The sequence below is a fragment of the Bacteroidota bacterium genome (assembly GCA_026391695.1).
GTDB lineage: Bacteria > Bacteroidota > Bacteroidia > Bacteroidales > JAGONC01 > JAPLDP01.
The window spans coordinates 65,689-87,562 of the sequence record JAPLDP010000031.1 but is presented as its reverse complement, the minus strand read 5'-3'; the positions used below and the strand labels follow the sequence as shown (position 1 = coordinate 87,562).

At 38.3% G+C, this 21,874-nt stretch carries 14 protein-coding genes and 1 tRNA gene; 14 read left to right on the top strand and 1 reads right to left on the bottom strand.

Annotated elements, in window-relative coordinates:
* The first annotated feature begins 265 nt into the window (after positions 1-265).
* The 6 genes from NT175_03470 (at position 266) to NT175_03445 (ending at position 8,565) form a co-directional block, all read left to right on the top strand.
* Positions 266-2,455 carry a T9SS type A sorting domain-containing protein gene (locus NT175_03470; GenBank protein MCX6233767.1) on the top strand — a complete coding sequence of 730 codons (2,190 nt, stop codon included), beginning with the start codon at positions 266-268 and terminating at the stop codon, positions 2,453-2,455.
* Positions 2,452-4,050, top strand: a complete 1,599-nt coding sequence (locus NT175_03465) for a T9SS type A sorting domain-containing protein (GenBank protein ID MCX6233766.1) — start codon at positions 2,452-2,454, stop codon at positions 4,048-4,050. Before NT175_03470 ends, NT175_03465 begins: the two co-directional genes overlap by 4 nt.
* A 50-nt stretch (positions 4,051-4,100) precedes the next feature.
* Positions 4,101-5,435 (top strand): hypothetical protein, encoded by a 1,335-nt coding sequence (locus NT175_03460; protein MCX6233765.1) that lies wholly within the window; start codon positions 4,101-4,103, stop codon positions 5,433-5,435.
* A 1,309-nt stretch (positions 5,436-6,744) separates the two neighbouring features.
* Positions 6,745-7,620, top strand: coding sequence for a hypothetical protein (locus tag NT175_03455; protein ID MCX6233764.1), 876 nt, complete (start codon positions 6,745-6,747; stop codon positions 7,618-7,620).
* A tRNA-OTHER gene (locus tag NT175_03450) sits at positions 7,607-7,698 on the top strand. Before NT175_03455 ends, NT175_03450 begins: the two co-directional genes overlap by 14 nt.
* Before the next feature lie 30 nt (positions 7,699-7,728).
* Positions 7,729-8,565, top strand: coding sequence for a hypothetical protein (locus tag NT175_03445; GenBank protein ID MCX6233763.1), 837 nt, complete (start codon positions 7,729-7,731; stop codon positions 8,563-8,565).
* A gap of 230 nt (positions 8,566-8,795) precedes the next feature.
* Here the strand turns inward: NT175_03445 and NT175_03440 are convergent, their stop codons facing one another.
* Entirely contained in the window at positions 8,796-10,217 is a 1,422-nt protein-coding gene (locus NT175_03440) for a MarR family transcriptional regulator (GenBank protein ID MCX6233762.1), read from the bottom strand.
* 810 nt (positions 10,218-11,027) lie between these two features.
* Here NT175_03440 and NT175_03435 point away from each other — a divergent pair.
* The 8 genes from NT175_03435 (at position 11,028) to NT175_03400 (ending at position 21,858) form a co-directional block, all read left to right on the top strand.
* Positions 11,028-13,175, top strand: coding sequence for a hypothetical protein (locus NT175_03435; GenBank protein ID MCX6233761.1), 2,148 nt, complete (start codon positions 11,028-11,030; stop codon positions 13,173-13,175).
* Between the two features lie 106 nt (positions 13,176-13,281).
* A complete protein-coding gene (locus NT175_03430; protein MCX6233760.1) occupies positions 13,282-13,917 on the top strand; it encodes a hypothetical protein in 636 nt (211 codons plus the stop codon).
* A 134-nt stretch (positions 13,918-14,051) separates the two neighbouring features.
* On the top strand, positions 14,052-16,811 hold the full coding sequence (locus tag NT175_03425) for a DEAD/DEAH box helicase family protein (GenBank protein MCX6233759.1): 2,760 nt from the start codon (positions 14,052-14,054) through the stop codon (positions 16,809-16,811).
* 503 nt (positions 16,812-17,314) lie between these two features.
* The gene (locus tag NT175_03420; GenBank protein ID MCX6233758.1) at positions 17,315-17,482 is read left to right on the top strand and encodes a hypothetical protein; all 168 of its coding nucleotides are present in this window, start codon (positions 17,315-17,317) and stop codon (positions 17,480-17,482) included.
* Positions 17,457-17,738 (top strand): hypothetical protein, encoded by a 282-nt coding sequence (locus NT175_03415; protein ID MCX6233757.1) that lies wholly within the window; start codon positions 17,457-17,459, stop codon positions 17,736-17,738. Before NT175_03420 ends, NT175_03415 begins: the two co-directional genes overlap by 26 nt.
* 2 nt (positions 17,739-17,740) lie before the next feature.
* Positions 17,741-18,463, top strand: coding sequence for a phage Gp37/Gp68 family protein (locus NT175_03410; GenBank protein ID MCX6233756.1), 723 nt, complete (start codon positions 17,741-17,743; stop codon positions 18,461-18,463).
* A 592-nt stretch (positions 18,464-19,055) separates the two neighbouring features.
* Positions 19,056-20,291, top strand: a complete 1,236-nt coding sequence (locus NT175_03405) for a restriction endonuclease subunit S (GenBank protein ID MCX6233755.1) — start codon at positions 19,056-19,058, stop codon at positions 20,289-20,291.
* 94 nt (positions 20,292-20,385) lie between these two features.
* Positions 20,386-21,858: a class I SAM-dependent DNA methyltransferase gene (locus tag NT175_03400; protein ID MCX6233754.1), complete on the top strand. Its 1,473-nt coding sequence runs from the start codon at positions 20,386-20,388 to the stop codon at positions 21,856-21,858.
* The last annotated feature ends 16 nt before the right edge of the window (positions 21,859-21,874 follow it).

Genomic DNA, 21,874 nt, shown 5'->3' with positions numbered 1-21,874 from the left:
CATTCTCTCCGATAATATAAAATGCCCTTATTCACCTACCATTATGCTAAAGCATGAGATGCCATCCCAGGGTTATGTCTTATGCCACCTGTAGTGAGATCGTGCGTAAAACATGGGTATCATGCCACTTAAAATAGGGTTAAGCATAACAGATTCCCACCTGATAATTTTTATACCAACCAATATCTCAAAAAAGTACTTGTTTTTGGCTTCAGTATTTCATATCTTAGCGGATTGAATATTATCCCGCCAAAACGAAAAAGTCGTGAAAAAACTTATTCTTTTACTCACAACTGTATTCCTTAATAACACAGGTCTTTTTTCCCAGGGCTGCCTGCCCGAAGGAATTACATTTGCTACACAAGAGCAGATAGATAATTTTCAGACGAACTATCCTGGATGCACGGAAATTGAGGGTGATGTAACAATATCGGGAGATGATATTACCCATTTAAATGGATTACATGTTTTAACTTCTATCGGGGGATTCCTTGAAATTGATTATAACGATACCCTGACAAGCCTATCAGGATTGGATAATTTAAATTCAATCGGAGATAACCTTCTAATTTACTTAAACTATGCCTTGACCAACATAATAGGACTGGGGAATTTGAATTCTATCGGAGGAGACCTTAGGATTGGTGGCAATTATGTCCTGTCCAGCCTGACGGGATTGGAGAATTTGACATCCATCGGGGGAGATCTTGGAATTAGCGGCAACATCGCTCTGACCAACCTGACGGGACTGAACAATTTGACCTCTATTGGAGGTAAGGTTACTATTGGAGACTATTATGAAGATAACTCTGCCCTTACGAGTTTGAGTGGATTGAATAATTTGACCTCTGTGGAAGGTAATTTTTGGATTATTATGAATCCTGTCCTTGAAAATCTTTCAGGACTGGAGGATATAACTTATATCGGGGGTGATTTTCATATTGCATACAACAATGCCTTAACCAATCTTGAGGGATTGGAAGGTTTGACTTCCCTTGGAGGAAACCTTTGTATAAATTATAATGACTCACTGAGAAGCCTAATAGGGTTGGAAGGTTTGACTTCAATCTCGGAAGTACTATCAATAGGAGAAAACAATTCTCTGATGAATATGATGGGACTGGAAGGCTTGACTTCATCCGGGGGATACATCGAAATTTATCATAATGATGCTTTAACTAATCTTGAGGGATTGGACAATATGACTTTCATCGGGGGGTGTCTTTCTATTTTATACAACAACTCTCTAACCAGCCTGGTGGGGCTGGAAAATTTGACTTCAATTGGGGATTTCTTATCAATTGAATCCAACGACAGTCTGACAAGTATGACGGGACTGGAGAGTTTGACTTCTATTGAGGATTATCTTGATATTAATAATAACAACATCTTAGTCAATTTAACAGGATTGGAGGATTTAGCTTTCATCGGTGGAAGCCTTTCTATTACCAATAATAATGCCATTACCTGCTTGTCGGGGTTAGACAATATTGATGCAGGCTCTATCACAAATCTGAACATCCACGATAACACTTCATTATCGATCTGCGAAGTACAAAGTATCTGTAATTATTTAGCCAATCCTTACGGAATAGTAGATATTTATAATAATGCACCTGGATGTAACAGCCCCATCGAATTGGCAGATGTTTGTGGTATTACTTTACCATGTTTGCCCTATGGTAACTATTATTTTTTCACTCAAGTCGATATTGACAGCTTCCAAACGAATTATCCCAACTGCATTGAAATAGAGGGGAATGTAATAATAAGTGGTAATAATATTACAAGCCTCCAAGGATTAAGTGTTTTAACTGTAATCGGTGGTGATCTTCAGATTGGAAATAATAATGCTCTGACTAATTTGACAGGATTGGAGGATATAACTTATATCGGGGGTGATCTTAGTATCAGGAATAATTTCGCTTTGACTAGCTTGACAGGATTGCATAATGTAACTTCCATAGGCGGTATACTTGGAATTCATGACAATGACTGCCTGATCAGCCTAGTGGGGTTGGACAATATTCATAGTGGATCGATTACATATTTACAAATGACTTATAATAATTCTTTGTCAACCTGTGAAGTGCAAAGCATCTGTGATTATTTAACCAGTCTAGGTGGCTATGAAATCTGGGATAATGCAACTGGTTGTAATAGTAAAGAAGAAATTGCTACGGCTTGTGAAGAGATATCAGTAAATGACATTAATACTGGTAATTCAATTTCAATCTATCCTAATCCCTCTTCAACTTTATTAACCATCAAAGTATCTGACATACCTCGACAAAGGCTTTTAACAATATTGAACCTTAACAGTCAGGAGATCATCAATCGCCGGATAACAGACTCAAAAACGGTGATTGACATCAGTAATCTGCCCAGCGGGATTTATTTTGTCAGGCTCATCAATGATAGGACCGTTGAAGTGGGGAAAATAATTAAAGAATGACATACAGGGATATAAAATATAGAAGGGAAACCAACGATCACTTTAAAATGAGAAATGCTTTACTCTTTGTAATCATCGCATTATCAATAAATGCTATTGCACAAATCAACAAACCGACATTTAACCTACCACATCCGACATCAAAATCATTGGGAAATTTTCAGGGCGTGATAAGAAATAAGGAATTGGAGACACCCTATTTCTTTAGTGCTATGAATTCACAAGAACAAGCCAATCATCACATATCTCTTCGACCCTCTCTGATCCAGTTATATGATAGCATCTACACATGGGATTTGAATGTACCCGGCAATGTATGGATATCTCGTTATAAAATAACCGATATGGTCTATGATGGCAATAATAATCTGCTAAGTAAATTATATCGCATCTGGAATGGAAATACCTGGGAAAATCTCTCCCTTATCACCAATACTTACGATGCCAGTAATAATCTAATAAGTGAATTATCCCAGATCTGGGACGCCAGCACCTGGTTTAATTCTTCACTCATCATCTATACCTACGATGCTTTTAATAATCTGGCAAGTGAATTAGATCAAACCTGGCTTGGTACGTCCTGGGTGAATGATAAACTTTGTACCTATACTTGCAATGAAAATAATAATCAAATCAGTGAATCAGGTCAAAACTGGAACAGTGGCGCCTGGGAAAATGACTATCTGTACACCTGGACTTACGATGCCAACGATAATCGGACGAGTGAATTATTTCAGGAATGGTTTGAAATTGCCTGGCAAAATGAACACTGGTATGCTTATACGTACGATGTCAACAATAATCTGACAAGTGAATTATGGCAAGAATGGAATGGCAATGCCTGGGAGAATAGCTGCCTTTATACTTATACATACGATGGAAGCAACAATCTGATAAGTAAGTTATGGCAATATTGGTATGGCAGTGCCTGGGAGAATAGTTTTCTTTATACTTATACCTATGAAGCCAATAATAATCTGACAACTGAATTATGGCAATTTTGGAATGAAAGTGCCTGGGATAATAGCAACCTTTATACCTATACATATGACGCCGGAAATAATCTGACCATTAAATTAGAACAAAGATGGAATACCAACATTTGGGAGAATAACCGCAGATACACGTATACATTTGATGCCAATAATAATCGGACAAGTGAATTTTATCAGGATTGGAATGTCAATACCTGGGTGAACAATTACCTATATACCAGTACTTACGATGAAAACAATTTTATGCTAAGCTTTACAGGTCGATTATGGGAAAGCGGTGGCACTGTCATTTTACTTGGTGATAGTACCCACTATTATTTTCATGCTGTGTCTGGAATAAATGAATTGATGAATTATGAGGGAAATATTATTGTTTTTCCCAATCCTGCCACCGCAATGATTACTGTTGAATGTCATTCTTTTAAGGAAAACAAAGAAGCAATAATTACAATTTATAACATTCAGGGTCAATCTATCCTCCAACAGCAATTACTCCAGGAAAAATCTGAAATAGACATAAGCGGTTTATTAAAAGGTGTTTATATAGTACGTGTTATAAATGAGAATGAATCGTTCACAGGAAAAATAATTAAAGAATAAAAACTACCAATGAAAACAGCCAGGTATTTAACATTTAAAGATCAGGTCGTATGAAAGAAAAAATTTTACTCATTGTTATAACTCTTGGGATTGTATGGTATGCTTTTAGTCAGAAGCCTGCAATTGAATTAGCCTTCACTGCTATTGACAGCACTTCTTATGTCCAGCTCGACAGTATCAAAGTAATGAATCGCACCCATGGAGTTGATACAGTTTTGTATTATCCAGATACAGTGCTGACACTTTATTATGTTGGTATCCATGACAATCAGGATATAAAAAGTAATTTCAGGATAATGCAGAACTTCCCGAATCCAGTGGTCGACCAGACCACTATCAGCATTTATGTTCCTGAAAGGGATGAGGTGAGTCTGATGGTTACAGATGTCCTGGGACGTCATCTCATCACTTCGGAGAGATTATTGGATAAAGGGTACCGTTCATTCAAGTTTAAACCAGGAAGCAGGGAACTCTATTTTTTCACAGCTTCATGGAGAGGGATCAACCAGTATATTAAGATCCTATCTGCCGGTAATGGCTCAGATATGGATTGCAAACTTGAGTACCTTGGATGTGATGGTCATACAGTTACACCGTTAAAAAGTATTTCAACTAATCGTAACTTTTTATTCAGCATAGGAGATACTTTACTGTACATTGGCTATATGGATACACTCCAGTCAGGCTTGTTGGATGCCCCTGAAACCAGTGAAGATTATACCTTCCAGTTTGCCACCGACATTCCCTGCCCTGAAACACCAACAGTGGACTATGCAGGACAGGTTTACAACACAATTCAAATATTTAGCCAATGCTGGTTAAAGGAAAACCTGAATGTAGGAATAATGATTCCGGGAACAAAGGAAATGACAGATAATGGAATCATCGAAAAATACTGTTTCGATAACATTGAGGATAGTTGTTTGATTTATGGTGGTTATTATCAATGGCAGGAATTAATGCAATATATTACACAGCAAGGCACTCAGGGGATATGCCCACCAAATTGGCATATTCCAACTGAGGAGGAATGGAAAGTTCTGGAAGGAGCTGCAGACAGTTATTATGGGATTGGTGATCCGGAATGGGACATTGATTGGAACTATCGAGGATATGATGCAGGAACTAACCTGAAATCCACTATTAGTTGGTTTGAACCAAATAGTGGCACTGATCTTACTGGATTTTCTGGTTTTGCAGTAGGAAGTCGAAGCCTCGATGGTAGTTTTCCATGGGTCGGTTATGAATGTTATTGGTGGACATCAACAAAGGGATTTTTAGACTTCGCTAGGTACCGTTATTTACACTGTTACGCTTCAGGGGTCGATTGTGGTGATTATTATTTTCAGTATGGTCTTAGCGTTCGTTGCATCAGGGATTATTGACAATTTGGGGGATAGAGTGGCTATATCTAATTTTCTTGAATCACAAAAGTATAAGAAAGGACATCCTCTCTCTGATAATATTAATTGCTTTTCTTAACTGTGCGATATGACAAAACACGCACGATTTTTTCCCAGAAGCATATGGTTCACCTGTGAGGAAATCATACGTAAAACACGAGTATGCTAACTAAATAAAGGCACTTTCTGGCCAGTCGGTAAAGCATCTCAATAAAGGGGTCATTTTGCCAGAGCAAATTCCTTGGTCGAGGCCAGGGAATTATTCGTTGACATGTTGAGAGTTATGGGGAAAGTGAAACCATACTAAGGAGAAAGAGGGAAAAAAGGGAAAGGAAGGAGAGAGAGGGTTTTAAAAGGTTTTTTCGCCTTTTTTGCCTTCTTGCTCAAAAATTATAAAAGGCTACGCCATATCATTTTCCTCTGAATATTTGTATCTTTACTTCTTAATCGTTAAAACGACGAGGAAGTTATTAGACGGACTGGCGTTAAGTGTAATACAAAGTGCGACACGAGGTCGCTTAAATAACTGTTAATCGTTCTTTTACAGACTGAATTAACCTCATGTTCCATCATGAGTAGCCTACCGGCACATGCGTCAATGGCAACGTTGAGGTGTGAAGCTGCCGGGATAAGATTCCCTGTCAGATAGTAACGTCCGGACAGGTGTCGGCTTGGATGGCATGGTGAATGCAAGTGAACTGCCGTTGACGTATCGTCATGCTGCGAAATGTGAAAGTTGCTGATACACATTAACCAAAATGGCAAGAAGACAAGATGCAAGTACGTTTGCTATGAGCACATGGATGTGGATCTTCCGGTATATAGGCAGCACCTAACCCATTTTGTTATTTGAGCGGAACGTGGTAAGCCTGTAAAACTCCCCGGCTTCCGGGGTAGGTTCGTCGTGAGACGCATACAATGTATTGCAGGTATGGGAGGATGGAGCAAGCAAATGCCCGGCTGTAATCGCCGGGATACTGGTTATACCAGACCCGAAAGGGGGCAGACTTCCATCTGGTTCTCAATTGCAAGAAAGGTGTAATAAGATTTTCAATTCAGGAAAGCAAATGAATCCGTCGCAAGAAGGATGTGCACTTGAAACTGAGGAAACTCGTTAAATCATTACAACGCAGTATTGCAAAGGCATTATCTGTATTTGTAAGATTGCCGGTCGGTTAAATCCGATTTATGAGGACTTGAGCCGTATGCGGTGAAAGTCGCACGTACGGTTCTTAGGGGGGAAAGGGGCAGCAATGCCCCTGACCTACCCGACTAAACATTACAGCATAAAATGAAAACTAGAGAACTTCGTGATTTTTATAGAATTTTATCTGAGTTAAATAACAGTTTTACGCATTACTCATTTGTGTGGAATCAATTCTGTATTGATTATTTTGAAATGATTGATAAAAAACCTGAAACTCTAACACAGGACTATTTTGTTTCAAACCCTTTTAAAAGAAAACATAATATTAAGCTAAAGGAGTTAGAAAAAGAGCACGCGAAGACTGATGCAACTTTAATACAAGGTATATTTCTTTTAATATATTCTCATTTTGAGAGTTACTTAAAAAACATACTAGATTTTTCACAACAAGTAGATGAGAATATAAAGTCCTTTGATAAAAAACTAGAAGAAGTTGAATCTGATTCACTTTTATTTGATAAAATGCTAAATAGATTAGCAATTGACAAAATTGACTTTATTGCTGAATTAATAGATACCTTGGATTATTTACGATTAAAAAGAAATAGACTAACTCATCAGAACTCTGTCAATATAAGCAACAGCTTAAATCAATTAATAAAAACAAAAGGACAAAGAATAAATGAGTTTTGGGATTCAAAGCTTTCTCATCCTAGACAAGGAATTGACTTCGCAAATAAACAGAATGCAAATATGCTTAATTTTAGTATAATTATTGATTCTATTAATATTCTCAGGAGAATTGTTTTGGAGATCGATAGCAAAATTGTTTCAAAATTGACTACAAGAAAAATTGTTGAGAAAATTATGATACCAGACTTTAAAAAAGAACAACAGAGTAAGATAAATCATAATAATCAAGACAGGATAATTTCTAAATTCAAAAGATATTGTGTCTTAGAATTTGGATTAGAACCCGATAAAGAAATGATTGAACAACTTATAAGCAGTATAGCTTAAAGGTAAAGCACCCCCTCGGAGAAGGAATCCAAGGTTTCTTGTCCAAGGGGCGATTGAGGTTCGATTCCTCATGCTGCACATTTACTTTAAAATCTAAATGAAAGGATAATGTTAAATCCACATGCTGTATATGTAAATTGCGATGGTGCTATGGATTATAATTCCGAGAATTCTGGAGGGGTTGGATTTGTCATTACATTTCCAGACTCTATACCTCTTGAGCCTATCCCTATATCTATAGGTCGATATACTGGTGGTAATATTGAAAGATTAGAATTAGAGGCACTTATACAAGCAATGAAAAAAACTATTGATGTATTTAGTGAATATAGGGTATTGTTAAGGAATATTAAGCAGATAATTTTTATAACGGATAGATTTGGATTAAGTGAATCAGAAAAAACTTCTCCTAATAAAATAAAGAATTGGAGAAGTAATAAGTGGAAAAATTATGAAGGTAAACCCATTAAAAACCATAAATTACTGGATGAACTTGATAAAACTCGGAAGAAACTATCTGATAAAACATATGCTAGAGTAAATATTGAATTTAGACCGAGGAAACAAAACAAAATCGCTGATAAACTTGCCAAATCGGGGAAAAAAGAAGGAATAAAAACCGACCGGCTTTCAAAGAAAGGAGAAAAAATAGGTAAAAGGAAATATGACGGAAATGAGATTAATTACACAAAACTCCACGAGAAAAAAGAATTACATATACATATCTTCAGAAAGGATCCTGTGCAAGATGAATGGGAAGTTTGGGTAGAAATATGCAATGAATCGAACAAAGGAAATAAACTGAAGATATATGCTGATGATAAGCTTGCTGCTAAATTGCAGAGACGTAACGAATATAGTGTAAGAATCAAGTCAGTGTTTAATCACCATATACATATATACAGAACAATTAAGAAACTAAGAAAGGAAATGCACAGCACCTAATAACTAAGCGTTCGTTGCGTCCGTAGGACGAACGATGAACGCCCTGTTGCACTGCCTGCCCCGCTTGCGAGGGAACCAAAGGTAGTTACCACTGGTTCTATGTGGATTGCGTTAAGTTTCTTTAAATTTTGGAGTTAAGGCCGATTACCTTTTTACCAGATGGAATGGATTTCCAGCTCGACTACATTAGTACCTTATCTTTTATTTTGATGTTTATTTTGGCATAATATTCAGTAGCAATAAGCAGGAACTAGCAGCAACTCTTTAATTTTCTGGGCCATAATAATGGTTTCTTTACCGATTTTAGTCATATAATATTTGTATGAATCTGAAGCTTTTTTAATAAGCCCATGTACCCTCAACCGTTTGATTAACCTGCTTATTTTGCCACCCTTAAATCCGAGTAGTTTTTGCAGGTTTTTGTTTCTAAAACCATTAATATTAAATTCACCACGAACAATGGCTGTTAAAACTGATAAATCATCGTCACTAAAGAAGTTAAAGCCTTTGTAGTTTCGATTATTGTCACTTTTTGATGAAGTAATTTTCCCAAGCCTTTTTCTTCCGACTTCTTTGTTATCGAAAGCTGAAATAAACTCCAAATATCTTTTATTCGAAGCTTTCAGGTTATCTGTTAGAAATGAAAGACTGTAGATGTTTTTCTTCAGCGGAGCCATTTCATGCGACTTTGACCCGTCACGGTGTACTACCTCCCGGAAGTGTTTAAAAAAACTTATATCGTTGGATGTTGTTTCTATGCGCAGTATTTTACTGAACTTGTCGTACATTTTTATAGACACCGATCCCATCGTATGTTTTATGCGACTGCCTTCAATGCGTACATTGTAATTATTGCCAACTTCACCTTGATATCGGTTGTCAAGTTTTTGACCCAAAAAAGTTGCGATATTTTCAGGTTTAACCGTGTGTATGGCTGTGGCTATAAGTTCACTGTAAATTTGTTGCAAATCGTCCTGCTCTTTAAAAACGATATCGGTGGCGTATTCTGCTTGCACCACACTCCAATGGTATCTCAGGTTAAAGTCTTTATAGACAGGGCAGAACTGCCATGCAAACTCATCTAATTTTCGGTGAAGTTTCTCAATACTGATATTGTCCGAAAGTTCTTGCGCTTTATCAACATCTTCGAGACTATCAAAAGCATTGTCTATCATGGTATATTTAATCCCTGCTTGTTTCAATTCTGTGGCCAATAAATTGTGCCCGTTAATATAAATCTGCAAACGGAAAGGACACCATGTAGGTACGCGTACATATCCTAAACCAACCTGCTGGTCAATGAAATAAAAATAGTAATGCAAACATTTGCTTTGGTCTGGTTTTAAAAATGTTTTTCCTGTTGTTTTGTCGTGCCATGGTTTATATGTATTGCATGTCTCCATTGCTGAGATAATATGGACAATGCCAGGATGATCGCCCCGCTGTTTAATTTTCTCGGAAATAATTGATTCTTTTCTAACGCCGGCTTTGCGAATGAACTCAATTTCCACTCCATGTTCTTTGGCTATACGTTCAGCATTTGCCCGAATGGCATCTTTAAATGGCTCAGCAAATTTGGGATAATCAAATATCTTAACCTCATTTTGATACATATATCTTGTCATCCCTTGGCTAAAGGATATCTCTGGCATTGTACCGCTGATGATAAGTCTATCGTAACATGAGAGCACGCAGGTTATATCCCTTTTGTATGTGTTAGTTAATAGTTCCATGCAATAAAGTTACGCATTTCCCCTTTTTGGTTCTGGCTTGTCCAGGTTAGGATCTACGGTTTTAGTGTCTGGTGCGTGAGGGATTATTAGACTATTTGACTACATGACTACTTGGGGTATGGGGCAAAACCCATTGGTTTTCTTGAATTCTGGAAACATAGGAAAGAATATTCTCTCCGATAATATAAAATGCCCTTATTCACCTATCGTTGTGCAGAAACATGAGATGTCATCCCAGGATGATATTCTTATACCACCTGAATAGAGATCGTGTGTAAAACATGGGAATAGAGAAGTAAATATGAGCACTTTCTGGCCAGTTGGTAAAGCACGTCAAAAAAGAGTCATTTTGCAAGAACAAATTTCTTAATTGAGACTAGGGATTTCTTAAATGATATGTTGTGATTCATGAGAAAGTGGAATCATACTAAGGAGAAAGAAGGAAGAAGAAAAGGAAACGAAATAAGAGAGAGTTCATTTAAAAGTTTTTCTTCGCCATTTTTTGCCTTTTTGCTCCCAAAAGTGCTGTGTGAATTGTCTCCACTTTCAGATTCGTCAAAATAGCATTCCGACGGGTTGGTATTTTTTAGTGGGATATAATCGTCTGAAAAAGCTATATTACTAATTTAAAATTGTTAAATTTGTTTAAGTTTACAAAATACTCTTATATGGTATACATAAATACAATTGTATACAAATATATTGCATGTTATACTAAAAGATAAAACCATGGATCAAGAAACTTTAACAAATCATATTACAAGATTAGGGAAGTATTATTTCGATAATGCTTGTAAGTTGGTATTGAACCAAGTATTCAACTTGAAAGCAATAAATGTTGATGGTAAGAATGATGGGGGTACTGACTTCATTGCTTTAGGGGATTCTGGTGAAAGAACTCTCGTAGCATATCAAATAACTACTCAAAAAACTGATATTGCTAGAAAAGCTTATAAGGATGCCGAAAAGTCACTCCGCAAATTAGGTATAAACAGATTCTTCTACTTAACTACATTCGTGTTAAGTGAAACAGAGGCTAGAAAAATTGAAAATCAAATTACCTCTGATCTCAATATACCAAGTACATGCTTAAGTGCTAATTTAATAGCTGGATTAATCTTATCTGATGGATTATTAAATCAATTTCTTGATGAAAACAACTATCCCTTGCCTAGAGATTACTCACCAAAAAGTATTGACTATAGAGAGATAGCCCTTCATTCATATACTTTGTTATCCAGTGACGCAAGTGATCTAAAAGAAGGCATTTATGACGATACAGTTTTATTTATCCTTTCAAATTCTGGAGAGCTAAGTGAAGATGAGATAATAACCCAAGTAAAAGGGTTTCTTGGGCTAAATTCAATCAAAGAAGAAATTCTAAAGAAAAGAATTGGAGCTCTTTTCGGAAGGGAAAAATTGAAAAGAAATTTTAATGGTAATATCATACTAAGTGAAAAATCAAAAAATGATATTGACTCTCGAAAAAGAGTATATGAAATAGAACTAGCTGACATCGTTTCAGCTCAAACTGATTTGATGCGAAATGATTATCATATAGATTGGACTGTTGATGATTCTAAGAAAATATCTGTTTGGATTGCTGAAGCCTTTATTGCACAACAAATATCTAATCTAAAGGAAATAAAGGCAAGTATTGTTTCTCATCCTCTCTTTAAAGTTGATGATAACAGTTTAGACAAAATCAAAGAATTTCTAATCAAAAAGAAACGTGTTGATATTGAAAGTGTTGATAAATTGATTGAGGATTTATTAAAACTTGCTTCAAACCACCCAGTAATTACTAAAATTACAAGGGCGTCTATTTATTTAGCTTTAGAAGGTTCCAATCCAGTTTCAAGTGCTAAATCCTTGGGTGGAAATAGATGGTCTGATTTTAATATAATGGTAGAACCAACTGTGGCTATTCCATATACATGCTCTCAACTATATCAAGGGTTTGTCAATAGATATTTTGACATGAGTGTTAAGTCTATTAAAAGAGCCAAAAGGTTAGGTGCTAGATTACATATTCCATATTTTTATATAAATGAGTGTGCCGGTCATCTACTTCAGGCGAGAAAATATGATGGGATTGAATTGGATAAAAACGAACTTCAGTTTTCAGGTAATGCGTTTGTGGCAAATTATTATGCTTTAAAACTTCAAGGTGCAAGAATACCAGAAAGTTTCATGGATTATTTGTGTTCATATAGCTCTTCATTAAAAACAGAACGAATTGATGTCAAATCCTGGGTTCGTTCATTAATGACAGATCTTCAATCAATTCTCAATAAATCAGGTATAGAATTTGTCCAAGTTCCATTTTATAATCATGAAGATTGTGCAAATTTTGAAAAGGAATATTTATACCAATTAAATGAAATTGGAATTGAAAAACCTTCCCATCTTATTAATCATGATATTTGGGGACTTCAATTCACAAATGACAGAATTACTAATAATAATGAGCACTGGATTATACTAACTTATGATAGGTCACTTATTTCTTTTGCAAAAACAGACAAGTATAATGGTTGGGTAACAAATCCAAGTAAGTTCATTGATATTACGGAATCCAGTAAACCACTTTCTGAGACTCAATTTGTTTCGCTTCTTCACTCAGTAGCAACATTTAGTGAGAAAACTTTATCAGCTGGTGCTCGAATTATGGATAGAATAATAAACTATGCCTCTCCTGAAATGCAGAATTGGGAGTTTAAGAGAGACATTGAATTATTTAAAAAAGATCTTGTGTCCTCTATTAATTTGAATTCCCCAGATTATCCAATTGAAGTTGATAAACAAACCGATTCATTTCTTAAATCAAAAGGCATTGATCTTAAAATTAATGAAGAAACTGATGTCGAATTATAAGCACTACACGCAACAATATGAACCGCAACTATGATAGCGCATTGTTTTATATTACAAAAATCCTCCTAATTGAGGTTGCCTGCCACATGTTAGAAGTAAATACAAAATGAAATCAACTGCTCATTTTCGATTTGTCGTAAATGACAATCAAGGTAATCAATCATCAGTCTGGCGGATTTGGCATAATAAAAATGACATATATTTCGCTATTAGACCTTTTGCTGGAGTATTCAAACTTAGTATACATAAATCAGGAGAGTTTAATATCGCATTAACCAAGGGGTTCATAAATGAAAATCGAATTCAGATTACTCAAAGGCAACTTCATCAATTCAAGTTCAAAGAACAAATCACAGAAGGCCTATTTCGCTTACTCAAATTATATATACTTTCAGATAGCTTATTACCATCTTCTGAAAAAGAAAACAGTGATATAAATATTATTACTACAGATGCAGAATCCTTGCTTGAGTTTTCTTTATTCATTTCAGAAATAAATAATGACAACTATTCTGATTATATATCAAAATCATTACAGCTAAAATTATTATACTATAATACTTTAGCAAATAGTAAACACTATTATCTTTTTTACAGGTCAATCCATTCTGTAGAACCTAGTCAAGATATATATAATTACTACACATCACAAAGCTATTCATTAATAAACTATTATACTTACCTTAGGCATTTATCTATTGGAAAAGATGGAAACGGTATTATGGTTTTCCATGACTATTAGGCATACTGCATCGCCACTTATTAATTATTTCATAGTATATCACTATCCTAACAAATACATAAACAACCCACATTTTCTGCCTCCTATAACGATACTTATCATGTAACTCCTTAACTTTACCGCAAAATATATCCATCACCGTGAATCTCAATCCGGAGCAGAAAGCCAGAGAACAGATCGACCGCCAGCTTGAACAGGCCGGATGGGTCGTGCAATCTAAGGATAACATCAACTTCGCGGCTGGTAACGGACTTGCAATTAGTGAGTATCAAACTGCCATCGGCCCTGCAGACTATGTACTATTCATCGACAGGAAACCCATTGGTGTCATCGAGGCCAAGAAGGAAGAAGAAGGACACAGGCTGACGGTTACTGAGGAACAGTCGTCCGGATATGCAAAAAGCAAACTGAAGTACTTTGACAATGAACCCCTTCGGTTTGTTTATGAAAGCACCGGTACGGTTACCCGATTTACTGATTATAGCGATCCTAAACCACGCTCACATCCGGTGTTTACTTTTCACCGTCCCGAAACGCTTCAGTTATGGCTGCATGAAAATAAAACGTTGCGCGCCAGGTTTGATAATATCCCGGAACTCAGCAACGTTAACCTTCGTGAATGTCAGTATAGTGCTATAAACAAGCTTGAGAAATCATTCAGACTCAACAAGCCTCGTGCCCTTATACAGATGGCTACCGGGAGCGGCAAGACCTATACGGCAATCACTTCTGTTTACAGACTTCTGAAGTTTGCCAATGCCCGGAGAATACTGTTCCTTGTGGATACCCGCAACCTTGGCGAGCAGGCTGAGCAGGAATTTATGAAGTTCATCCCGCAGGATGATAACCGCAAGTTCACTGAGTTATACGTGCTGCAGCGGCTCAAGTCTTCGTATGTGCCTCCCAACAGCCAGGTATGTATTAGTACAATTCAGCGGCTGTATTCTATACTCAAGGGGGAAGAACTGGAAGAGGAGGTGGAGGATATAAACCCGAATGAGAGTACCTGGCAACCAAAGGAGCCATTGCCTGTCGTCTATAACCCCAGGGTACCTGCCGAATTCTTCGATTTCATTGTGATAGATGAGTGCCACCGGTCTATTTATAACTTATGGAAGCAGGTACTGGACTATTTTGATGCTTTCCTGATCGGCCTCACTGCTACTCCTGACGGAAGAACATTTGGTTTCTTTAATGAGAACATCGTCAGTGAATATTCACATGAACAGGCTGTCGCCGATGGCGTGAATGTCGGCTATGACGTTTATACAATCGAAACGGAGATCACAAAGAATGGCGCTGTGCTCAGGGCAAAGGAATTTGTTGACATCCGTAACAGACTTACACGTGAAAAGCGCTGGAAACAATTAGATGAAGACCAGGAATACTCCTCAATGCAACTCGATGATGAAATTGTCAATATAAGCCAGATACGCGAGATCATACGCACGTTCATGGAATCGTTGCCGGAGATATTCCCCGGCCGGGATGAGCTACCCAAAACACTTATTTTCGCCAAGACCGACAGCCATGCCGATGATATCATCAACATCGTTCGGGAGGAGTTCAATGAGGGCAATGAGTTCTGTAAAAAGGTGACCTATAAATCACTGGAGGATCCCAAATCGGTTCTTGCCCAATTCAGGAATGAGTATTACCCCCGCGTCGCTGTCACCGTGGATATGATTGCCACTGGTACGGATATCAAGCCACTGGAGTGCCTGATGTTCATGCGTGATGTAAAATCGAGGAATTATTTTGAGCAGATGAAAGGCAGGGGTACACGGACACTCGATTACGAAGACTTGAGACAGGTAACTCCATCGGTAAGGACTTCCAAGACCCATTTTGTGATTGTGGATGCTATTGGTGTCACAAAATCCCTGAAGACCGACAGCAGGCCGCTGGAGCGGAAGAAGGGCATTCCGCTGAAAGATCTTCTGAATGCTGTCATGTTCGGTGCAAGGGATGAAGATGTATTCTTATCCCTTGCCGGTCGACTCGCACGACTTGGTAAACAGATGAATAGCGATCAGAAGCAGCAATTTACAGGATTATCCAGTGGTAAAAGTATCAATCAGGTCACCGGTGAATTACTTGCTCCTTTCGATCCTGACAGGGTGCTGGAACATGCACGAAAGATATTACACCGTTCTGATAAGGCTGAAATATCTGATGATGAGTTCACACAGACTAAAGAGAAACTGATCTATGATTCCAAGGCTAACTTCAATTCAAAGCTTATCGACTATATCGAGAATGTCAGGCGGACTATCGAACAGATCATGGATAACGTCAATCCTGATCATTTGACCTTTGCCGGGTGGGATAAAGATGCCAAAGAGAAATCAGTTGACCTCATTTCAGAGTTTAAGATATTCCTTGAAGAACACAGGGATGAGATAAAAGCGCTGAGTATTTTTTATAACCAACCCTATAACCGGAGGGAAATCACCTTTAAGATGATCAGGGAGGTGCTTGATGTCCTCAAACGGGAGAAACCTGCCCTTGCTCCTATGAGGATATGGGAGGCATACAGGCAGATAGAAAAGGTGGATGAACGCAGCCCAAAGAATGAGTTAACGGCGCTTGTTTCTCTTATACGTCGGGTGACTGAGATTGACACACAACTTACACCATTTGACAATATTGTTGACAAGAACTTCCAGACATGGGTATTCCGCAAACAGGCAGGTATGGTGAAGTTCAATGAAGAGCAAATGAGCTGGCTGAGGATGATAAAGGATCACATTGCCGGCAGTATCCATTTGGATAAAGAAGACCTGGATTTTGCTCCGTTTGATGCAATGGGTGGGATTGGAAGAATGCATCGACTTTTTGGTGAGGAGCTGGATGTAGTTATTAATGAGTTGAATGAAGTATTGGTAGCATAAGTATGGTAAATAATGTTTTGATGTACCAGGTAAATTGATTTTGAGGACTGAATGCGAAATGACCTCTTTTTTTTATTGCCTGCGTCTCAGCTATGTTTCAATGCGAATAGAGCTGATGTTCAATGAAAAAGAGAAATGGATTGAGAATGTTTTTTAATTATGTACTTTCTTTTGAGTGTCTCCCGCCTTTCGGCGGGATAAACTCCAGAAAGTACGAAAGAAAAGGACAGCCTGGGTTTTCGGCGACCCACTATGGGCTCGATTCCTAAGCCAGCCAAGCCGTTCGGTCGCTTCGCTCCCTCACTTCTCCGTCTGGCTTTAACGGAATCTTCGCCCAGTGGGTGCCCCGCCTGCAAACCCTAAGGCCTTTAAAAAATATGCTGAAAAAGTCTGCATCTATGAAATACATCTTTAATTTCAGAACTACACTACTCAATTTCCTGCACATCAAAATATTTAGCTCATAAGTACCTTTTTGTCAATATATAATTATTTTTAAAAAGATGATTAAGAAGGATGTTGTTCATGATAATATTCCACCAGTATGGGGCGGTGTATGGACAATTAAAAAACTTGATGCTTTTTCAAAATATGTCTGGTCATACCTGGCAATAATGAAAAAACATCCATATTGGAAAACTATGTATGTTTTTCGGATTATCCCCGGGTGAAATAAAACAATACTTTTACAGGTATGAATCCGAAAACACCCTATTCGGTGAGCAGGAGGTCATAAAGAAGATCATGAAACCCATTGAAGCGATTGCGGATGTCTATATTTCTCGACTGAGATCAATATGGAATTATGTGACTGATCGGCCTCTGATACTTGATAATTCAAAAGGAGTACCTCTTTTTCATCTCGTATTTGCATCCAACAACGTGAATGCAGTAAAGATAGCAGGAGATATTATAAATACCGTTTAAGAATGGCACAATCTAAAATTGAGTGGACACAAAGCACCTGGAATCCGATCACAGGCTGCACAAAAATTACATCTGGATGCAAATTCTGCTATGCCGAAATAATGGCTCGCAGATTAAAGGCTATGGGTCAGAATAAATACAGGAATGGCTTTAATCTTACAATGCATCCCGATACACTCAATGAACCCTATTTGTGGAAAAAGCCTAAAATGATTTTTGTGAATTCTATGAGCGATCTGTTTCATAAAGATGTTCCATTAAAATACATACAGCAAGTCTTCAAGGTAATAAAAGAGAATCCTCAGCATGTATTTCAGATATTGACAAAAAGGGCAGATATTTTACGCTATTATGACAGCGAAGGTTGGCTTGAATGGACTCACAACCTTTGGATGGGTGTAACGGTTGAAAATGACGAAGTCCAACACCGGATAGACCTTCTCAGTAAAACCGGAGCAAGGGTAAAATTTTTATCATGCGAACCCCTGCTGAGCCCAATACCGGAAATGATATTGAATAATATTGATTGGATTATTGTAGGCGGCGAAAGCGGACGAAATCCTCGTCAAATGAAGATAGAATGGGTTCTGGATATAAAAGAACAGTGCGAGAAAGCCGGAGTTGCTTTTTATTTTAAACAATGGGGAGGTACTAATAAAAAGAAGACCGGCCGGAAACTATATGGTAAAATTTATGATGAAATGCCCGAGTTTAATGTAATCTGAAAAGATGCCGGAATTGCCGTTAAATATCCCAACCCATTGGAAAACTGTAAAGCTTGGTGATATAGGTATAATTTCATCAGGAGGAACACCTTCATCCAAAATAAGAGAATATTTTGATGGGAAAGGTCCGACTACAGAGTAATGAGATATCAATAAATTGATTATCAGTAAATAAGATAAACTACCTTTGATAACATCGGTTCCGAATATGTTCCGAAAACAAAATAAGTAAATGAGGATACCTCAATCCATCAGGGAAAGTAATTGCAAAGAAAAATAGAAGATTGAACCATGGGGAGTTTTGAATATAAATATGGGTCATCGCAGAAATGCGTACTTCTAAGTTAAAGAAGTTAATATGAATTACCCCGTGCTTTAGCTCGGGGTTAAAAAACAACACAAAACCGGGCTTTAGCCCAAAACCTTGTTAACGATATGGCATATGTGAAAATCTGGGTACATGCTTTTGTTTCGGGCTGAAGCCCAGGTTTTATTTATCTGCCTTTAACCCCGGACTGAAGTCCGGGGACATTTAAATCGCGAATTCTAATCCTAGGTACGCATTATTATGATGACCCATAAATAGTTATTAATGATGTCCAGTCATTGGAAAAATACAAGTCTTTCTGTCTTAATATCTACTCTCGAAAGTGGTAAAAGACCAAAAGGTGGAGTTCAAAACATAAACTCAGGTATTCCCAGTATAGGCGGAGAACATTTAAATGCAAATGGCGGATTCAATTTATCGAATATAAGGTTTGTTCCTGATGACTTTGCTAAAGGAATGAAAAAGGGCAACATTAAACTTCATGATATTATTATTGTTAAAGATGGTGCTACTACTGGAAAAACTTCCCTTGTCAGAGCTAACTTTCCATTTGATAATGCTGTCATCAATGAGCATGTTTTTATTTGTAGACTAAAAGAAGGAATAAATCCTAAATTCGTATTTTTCAAACTTTGGTCTGAATCAGGTAAAAAGGATATCCTATCTGATTTTAGAGGAGCGGCGCAAGGAGGTATTAGTACAAATTTCACAAGTAAGGTTATAATTCCCCTTCCTCCGCTTTCCGAGCAGAACAGAATTGTGGTAAAACTCGAAGAACTCTTTTCCGACCTCGATAACGGGCTGGAAAATTTAAAGAAAGCCAAAGAGCAACTAAAAGTGTACCGCCAGAGTGTCTTGAAGTGGGCGTTCGAAGGAATGTTGACGAATGAGGATGTGAAGGATGGTGTGTTGCCGGAGGGGTGGAGATGGGTTAAGCTCGGAGGAATTTCACAAGTAATTATGGGGCAAAGCCCTCCAGGGGATTCCTATAATATAATCGGAGAAGGTATGCCCTTGATAAACGGTCCTGTTGAATTTGGACCGCAACCGTTCTCAAGTACTGTAAAATCTAAGTGGACAACTAAACCGACGAAACTTTGCCAGAAGGATGATCTCATTCTTTGTGTACGTGGTTCTACAACTGGTCGTATTAATTTATCAGGTTTCAAAGCCTGTATTGGTCGAGGCGTAGCTGCTATAAGAGCTTACAACAATCAGTTCTACTTGAATTATTTTGTATTATTCAATAGACAAAAAATATATGACTTAGGAACAGGTTCAACGTTTCCGAGTGTATCATCAACACAATTAATAGATATCAGTATACCGGTACCCTCAATTAGTGAACAAGGTATTATTGTTCAAGAAATCGAATCTCGCTTCTTTGTTGCGGATAAGCTTGAGAAAAGCATTAATGAGAGCCTGCAACAATCGGAAGCATTGCGGCAGTCGATATTGAAGAGGGCGTTTGAGGGAAGGCTGGTGGACAATGATGAATGATGAATTATGAATGCTGATGACTTTACCCTCACTTTGATACAAAATAAAAAGAAATTTACCCTCACTTTGTTACAAAATAAATATATTTTCCAATATGAATACTTCCACAATAGTCTCTAAAGTCTGGTCTTACTGCAATGTCCTCAGGGATGATGGCGTCAGCTATGGCGATTACCTCGAGCAGCTCACCTACCTGCTCTTCCTGAAGATGGCCGATGAATTCAACAGGCCACCGTATAACCGGAATATCTTTATACCGCCGGAATATAACTGGGAAAGCCTGCGCAGCAAGAGAGGCGCTGAACTGGATACTCACTATGTGACCCTTCTCCGTGAGCTTGGAAAACAGACAGGCATGCTTGGTCAGATATTCACCAAATCACAGAACAAGATACAAGACCCGGCAAAACTGTATAAGATCATCGACATGATCGACAAGGAGAACTGGGTGATGATGGGCACTGATGTAAAAGGTGATATCTATGAGGGATTACTGGAGAAGAATGCCGAGGATACCAAGAGCGGCGCTGGACAGTATTTCACTCCCAGGGCGCTGATTAAAGCCATGGTGGAGTGTATCCATCCTGAACCAATGAAGACCATTGCCGACCCGGCCAACGGTACTGGAGGCTTTTTCCTGGTTACCTACGACTTTCTGTTAAATCACTACCAACTGGATAAAGCACAGAAAGAATTCCTCAAGCACAGCACCTTTTCCGGCAATGAGATCGTGTCGTCGGCACGCAGGCTTTGCCTGATGAATATGTTCCTTCACAACATCGGCGAGCTGACAGGCGAATCGATGATATCACCCAACGACTCCCTTCTGGCTGACACAGGCGAACGGTTTGATTATGTGCTCACCAATCCCCCTTTCGGCAAAAAAAGCTCCATGACCATTACCAACGATGAAGGCACACAGGTAAGGGAAGAGATGCAATACAACCGCCAGGACTTCTGGGCGACGACATCAAACAAGCAATTGAACTTCGTTCAACATATCCGCACCATGCTCAAGACGACAGGCAAAGCGGCTGTCGTGGTGCCAGATAATGTCCTCTTTGAAGGTGGTGCCGGTGAAACAGTCCGTAAAAAGTTGATGCAGAACACTGACCTGCATACCGTCCTGAGGTTACCGACAGGTTTATTCTATGCCCAGGGTGTGAAGGCCAATGTCATCTTCTTCGATAACAAGCCGGCCAGCAAAGAGCCTTGGACAAAAGACGTCTGGTTTTACGACCTGCGCACCAACGTGCACTTCACCCTGAAAACCAATCCTCTCAAATATGAAGACCTTCAGGAGTTCATCGGATGTTATAATCCGGCAAACAGGCATGAAAGGAAGGAGTTATGGTCGGAATACAATCCTGAAGGCAGGTGGAGGAAATACACCTATGAGGAAATCCTGACACGTGACAAGACCAGCCTGGATATATTCTGGCTGAAGGACAAGAGTCTTGCCGACCTTGACAACCTGCCTGACCCCGACGTTCTGGCACAGGAAATTGTCGAGAACCTGGAGGCTGGGCTGGAGAGCTTCAGGGAGATAGTGGAGAAGCTGAAGTAAGGTTAATCGCCACTGA